A 5,836-nucleotide genomic window follows, 5' to 3' on the forward strand; every position below is an offset into this window, starting at 1 on the left:
GAGGAGGGAGTTTGCGGGCGGATACCACCATGGCGGCGTTGCGGGGCCAGATCGCGCGCATCGAAGGGCGCAGCCGGGCCGCACGGCCGGTGCTGGCCTTCGGGCTCGCCGAGGTCGATGCGCGGCTGCCCGGCGGGGGGCTGGCGCTGGGCGCCCTTCACGAGGTTGCGGGGGGCGGCAACGGCGCGGTCGACGGGGCCGCGGCCGCCCTGTTCACCGCCGGCATCGCCGCGCGCACGAAGGGCAAGGTGCTCTGGTGCATCACCCGGTCCGATTTGTTCGCGCCGGCGCTGGCGCAGGCCGGCCTTGCGGCCGATCGCGTGATCTACGTGGAGGCGGGCGACGACAGGACTGCGCTCGCCTGCATGGAGGAAGGGCTGCGCCATGGCGGGCTCGGCGCGGTGGTCGGCGAGGTCACGCGGCTGTCGATGACGGCCTCGCGCCGGCTTCAGCTGGCGGCGGAGGCGACCGGGGCGCTCGGCCTGGCGATCCGCCGCTGGCATCGGCAGGCGGATGCGGCCAACTTCGCCCAGCCGACGGCGGCAGTGACCCGCTGGCGGGTCTCGGCACTGCCCTCGCCGCCGCTGCCCGTCCCCGGGCTCGGCCGGCCACGCTGGCGGGTGGAGCTGCTGCGGGCCCGTGCGGGCGAGACTGCGGAATTCGAACTGGAGGCCTGCGATGGCAAGGGTTGTCTCGCTGTTCCTGCCCGATTGGCCGATCGACCGGCTGAGACGGCAGCGCGGCGCCGCCGTGCCGCTCCCTGAGGCGCCGCTCGTTCTTGTCGGCCGCAAGGCAAACCGGCGGGTGCTGACGGCGGTGGACGCGCAGACGTTCGCCGCGGCCTGCGCATCGGCATGCCGGTCGCCAAGGCGCAGGCGATGGTGTCGGGCCTTGTGCTGCGCGATGCCGATCCGGCCGGCGACGCCGAGGCGCTGGAGCGGCTCGCGCTGTGGATCCTGCAGCGCTTTGCGCCCGTCGTCGCCGTCGACCTGCCGGACGGCATCGTCATCGACACCACCCGCGCCGACCATCTTCACGGCGGCGAGGCGGCCATGTTGGACGCGCTGGTCGGCCGTCTCGCCCTGTCCGGCGCCACCGCCCGCGCCGCGGTGGCCGACAGCTGGGGCGCTGCCCATGCGCTGGCGCGCCATGCCGCGCAGCCCGCCTTCGTCGCGCCGGCCGGTCACGGCCCCGCGGTGCTGGCCGCTCTGCCGCTGGAGGCCGACCTCCGCCTGCTCGGCTTCCGGCAGATCGGCGATCTCGTGAGCCAACCGCGCGCGCCGCTGACGCTGCGCTTCGGGCCGGAGCTCGGCCGGCGCCTCGATCAGGCGCTCGGGCTTGCGGCCGAACCGATCGAGCCGCTGCGGCCGGCGGACCTCCTCGAGGCGCGCCGCGCCTTCGCCGAGCCGATCGCCGCCGCCGAGACCATCGCCCGCGTCATCGGCGAGCTGGTCGCAAGGCTCTGCGCCGCGCTGGAGGAGAAGGGCCTCGGCGCGCGCCGCCTCGACCTCCTGTGCCTCAGGGTCGACAACCGGCGCGAGATCGTCCGCATCGGCACGGCGATGCCGGTGCGCGACGCCAGGCGTCTCACCCGGCTCCTGTGCGACCGGATCGAGACCATCGACCCCGGCTTCGGCATCGAGCTGATGAGCCTTGCCGCCACCCTCGCCGAACCCTTCGCCGCGACGCAGGCCGTCTGTTCGCTGGTGGAGGAGACGGCGCCGGACATCTCCGGCCTCGTCGATATCCTGGCGAACCGCGTCGGCTTTGGCGCCGTCTACCGTGCCGCCCCCGTGGCAAGCGACGTGCCGGAGCGCTCCGTCTGCCGGGTGCCGGCGATGCGCCCGACACGGGCCTTGGCTGGCCGGACCACTGGCCGCGGCCCGCGCGACTGCTGGCCCGTCCCGAGCCGGTCGAGACCCTCGCACTCCTGCCGGACCATCCGCCGGTGGCCTTCACCTGGCGCGGCGTGCGCCGCCGGGTGACGCGCGCCGATGGCCCCGAGCGCATCTTCGGCGAATGGTGGAAGCGCGACGCCGAGCTTGCCGCCGTGCGCGACTATTTCCGCGTCGAGGACGAGGCCGGCGAACGCTACTGGCTATATCGCGCCGGCGACGGCGAGGATGCCGCCACCGGCTCGCAGCGCTGGTTCCTGCACGGGGTGTTCGGATGAGCGCCGCCCGCTATGCCGAGCTTCAGGTCACCTCGCATTTCAGCTTCCTGCGCGGCGCGTCGTCGGCCGAGGAGCTGTTTACCGAAGCGGCCCGCCTCGGCATCGAGGCGCTCGCCATCGCCGACCGCAACAGCCTGGCCGGCATCGTCCGCGCCTATGAAGCGGCCAAAGCGACGGGCGTGCGCCTCGTCGTCGGCTGCCGCCTCGGCCTTGCGGACCGGATGTCGCTGCTGGTCTATCCCACCGACCGGCCGGCCTATTCCCGGCTGTGCCGGCTGCTCTCGCTCGGCAAGCGGCGCGGCGGCAAGGCCCGCTGCCATCTTGGCTGGAGCGATGTCGTCAACCATGGTGAAGGCCTGATCGCCGTGCTCCTGCCAGAAGAGGCCGATGACGCCTGCGCGCTGCAGCTGCGGCGCCTTGCGGAGACATTCGGCGACCGCGCCTATCTGGCGCTGACCCTGCGCCGCCGGCCCAACGACCAACTGCGGCTGCATGACCTCGGCCGGCTTGCCGCGACGATGGGCGTGGCCTGTGTCGTCACCAACGACGTGCTGTTCCACGAACCCGGCCGCCGCATGCTGCAGGACGTCGTCACCTGCATCCGCCACAACCTCACCATCGACACGCTCGGCGCCCGCCGCGAGCGCCACGCCGACCGCCATCTCAAGCCCCCCTCCGAGATGCACCGGCTGTTTGCCCGCTATCCGGAGGCGCTGGCGCGCACGCTGGAGATCGCCGACCGCTGCCGCTTCTCGCTCGGCGAACTTGCCTACCAGTATCCCGAAGAGCGCGACGATCCGGCACTCACCCCCCAGCAGACGCTGGAAAAGCTTACCCATGAAGCGCCGCCATACGCTATCCGGACGGCGTGCCGGACCGTGTCGCCGCCACGCTCAGGCACGAGCTGCGGCTGATCGAGAAGCTCGCCTACGCGCCCTATTTCCTCACGGTCAACGCCATCGTCCGCTTCGCCCGTGCGCAGGGCATCCTCTGCCAGGGCCGCGGCTCGGCCGCCAATTCCGCGGTCTGCTTCGTGCTCGGCATCACCTCGATCGATCCCGGCCGCAACGATCTGCTGTTCGAGCGCTTCATCTCCGAAGAGCGCCGCGAGCCGCCGGATATCGACGTCGACTTCGAGCACGAGCGGCGCGAGATCGTCATGCAATGGATCTTCGACACCTATGGCCGCGACCGCGCCGCCCTCTGCTCCACGGTGATCCGCTACCGCACCAGGGGCGCGCTGCGCGATGTCGGCAAGGCGCTCGGCCTGCCGGAGGATCTCGTGCGCACACTGTCCAGCCAGATCTGGGGCTGGTCGCAGGAGGGGATCGAGGATCGCCATCTCAAGGAGCTGAACCTCAACCTTGCCGACCGCCGCCTGCGCCTGACGCTCGATCTTGCCCGCCAGCTCGTCGGCGCGCCGCGCCATCTCAGCCAGCATCCCGGCGGCTTCGTGCTGACCCACGACCGGCTGGACGACCTCGTCCCGATCGAGCCCGCCGCCATGGCCGACCGGCAGGTGATCGAATGGGACAAGGACGACATCGACGCGCTGAAGTTCATGAAGGTCGACGTGCTCGCCCTCGGCATGCTCACCTGCATGCGGCGCGGGCTTGACTTGCTGGCCGACCACAAGGGCATCCGGCACGACCTTGCCTCCATTCCCGCCCAGGATGAACCGACCTACGCCATGATCCGCAAGGCCGACACGCTCGGCACCTTCCAGATCGAGAGCCGGGCGCAGATGTCGATGCTGCCGCGGCTCAAACCCCGCACCTTCTACGATCTCGTGGTACAGGTGGCGATCGTGCGCCCCGGGCCGATCCAGGGCGACATGGTCCACCCCTATCTGCGCCGCCGCGCCGGGCTGGAGCCGGTTAGCTATCCGACGCCCGCGCTGGAGCGGGTGCTGGGCAAGACGCTCGGCGTGCCGCTGTTCCAGGAACAGGCGATGCGCGTTGCCATCGAATGCGCCGGCTTCACCCCCGGCGAGGCTGACATGCTCCGCAAGTCGATGGCGACCTTCAAGTTCACCGGCGGTGTCTCGCGGTTTCGCGACAAGCTGGTCGAGGGCATGGTCGCCAACGGCTACGACCGGAGCTTTGCCGAACAGACCTTCCGCCAGCTCGAAGGCTTCGGCTCCTACGGCTTTCCCGAAAGCCACGCCGCCTCCTTCGCGCTGATCGCCTATGCCTCGGCGTGGCTCAAGTGCAGGCATCCCGACGTGTTCTGCGCGGCGCTGCTGAACAGCCAGCCCATGGGCTTCTACGCCCCGGCCCAGATCGTGCGCGATGCGGTCACCCATGGCATCGAGGTGCGGCCGGCCTGCGTCAACGCCTCGCGCTGGGACTGCACGCTGGAACCGCACGGCGATGCGGCCGGCAACAGGGCAGGCGACACGGACCATTTCGCCGTCCGGCTTGGCCTGCAGATGGTGCGCGGCCTTGCCAACGCCCATGCTGCGGCGATCATCGCGGCCCGGGCCGACCGGCCCTTTACCTCGGTCGATGATCTGTGGCGACGGGCCGGCGTGCCCCAGGCCGCCCTTGTCCGCCTCGCCGAGGCGGATGCCTTCCACCCCTCGCTTCGCCTTGTCCGCCGCGAGGCGCTGTGGGCGATCAAGGCACTGGCCGACGAGCCGTTGCCGCTGTTTGCCGCCGCCTCCGCCCGCGAGGCGGCGGCCATCCCCGAGGTGGCCGAACCGGCGGTGATCCTGCGGCCGATGACGGCCGGCGGCGACGTGGTCGAGGACTATCGACACACCGGCCTGACGCTGCGCAGCCATCCGCTGTCCTTCCTGCGCGCAGACCTGCGGCGCCGGCGGATCGTCACCTGCGCCGAGGCGATGGCGGCCCGCGACGGCCGCTGGCTCGACGCCGCCGGCCTCGTGCTCGTCCGCCAGCGCCCCGGCTCGGCCAAGGGCGTCATGTTCATCACCCTCGAGGACGAAACCGGCATCGCCAATCTCGTGGTCTGGGCGAAGGTGTTCGAGGACAACCGGCGTACCGTGCTCGGCGCAAGCCTGATGGCCGCTCATGGCCGCATCCAGCGCGAGGGCGAGGTCGTTCATCTCGTCGCCCATCGCCTCGCCGACCTCTCGGCCGACCTTGCCAGCGTCGCGCCCGCGATGGCCCATTCCCGCTGCCCCACGGCCGCGGTGACGAATTCCACCACGGCCCGCCAGCCCCCGACCGCCGCAGCCTGCCGACGCCGCGCAGCATCATGGACCCGCATCGGCACATCGACGAGCTCCGGGTGAAGACGCGGGATTTTCGGTAGCTGGGAGGCAGATGCCCTGACGCGATCGAGTTGGGCGACAGACCGGCAGCATTCTGGCCTAAGTGCTTGCTGATAGCTCCCCCGTGAAGGCCTAAAGCTCGGCCTAGGACGGAAAGGGGGAAGCGCAATCAGGCTATCGGCAGCTCGCACCGCAAACACACGGCCAAGATCCACGCGCTGACCGACCGCGACTGCGGGCCCATCGCCTTCCTGCTCACCGGCGGACATGTCGCTGATTGCCCGGCCGGATCGCTCCTTCTCCAGCAGATGCCGCAGGCGCGCATCCTCCATGGCGACAAGGGCTATGACAGCAACACCATCCGTCGCCAGGTCGAGGAGAAGGGCATGATGCCCAATATCCCCCAAGGCCAATCGGCGCGGGAA

2 protein-coding genes and 2 pseudogenes are annotated in these 5,836 nt (G+C 71.0%); all 4 read left to right on the plus strand.

Annotated elements, in window-relative coordinates:
• Positions 1-29: 29 nt before the first annotated feature.
• Positions 30-764: an ImuA family protein gene (locus tag A6302_RS18995; protein WP_069308346.1), complete on the plus strand. Its 735-nt coding sequence runs from the start codon at positions 30-32 to the stop codon at positions 762-764.
• Positions 679-2,173, plus strand: a pseudogene (locus tag A6302_RS19000) (DUF6504 family protein). The gene A6302_RS18995 and the pseudogene A6302_RS19000 overlap by 86 nt, the downstream one beginning before the upstream one ends.
• A pseudogene (locus A6302_RS19005) lies at positions 2,170-5,452 on the plus strand (error-prone DNA polymerase). Before A6302_RS19000 ends, A6302_RS19005 begins: the two co-directional pseudogenes overlap by 4 nt.
• Positions 5,453-5,587: 135 nt before the next feature.
• Positions 5,588-5,836, plus strand: a 249-nt coding sequence (locus A6302_RS26325; RefSeq protein WP_141703952.1) for a transposase, incomplete at its 3' end; no start/stop codon positions are given.

The sequence above is a fragment of the Methylobrevis pamukkalensis genome, assembly GCF_001720135.1.
GTDB lineage: Bacteria > Pseudomonadota > Alphaproteobacteria > Rhizobiales > Pleomorphomonadaceae > Methylobrevis > Methylobrevis pamukkalensis.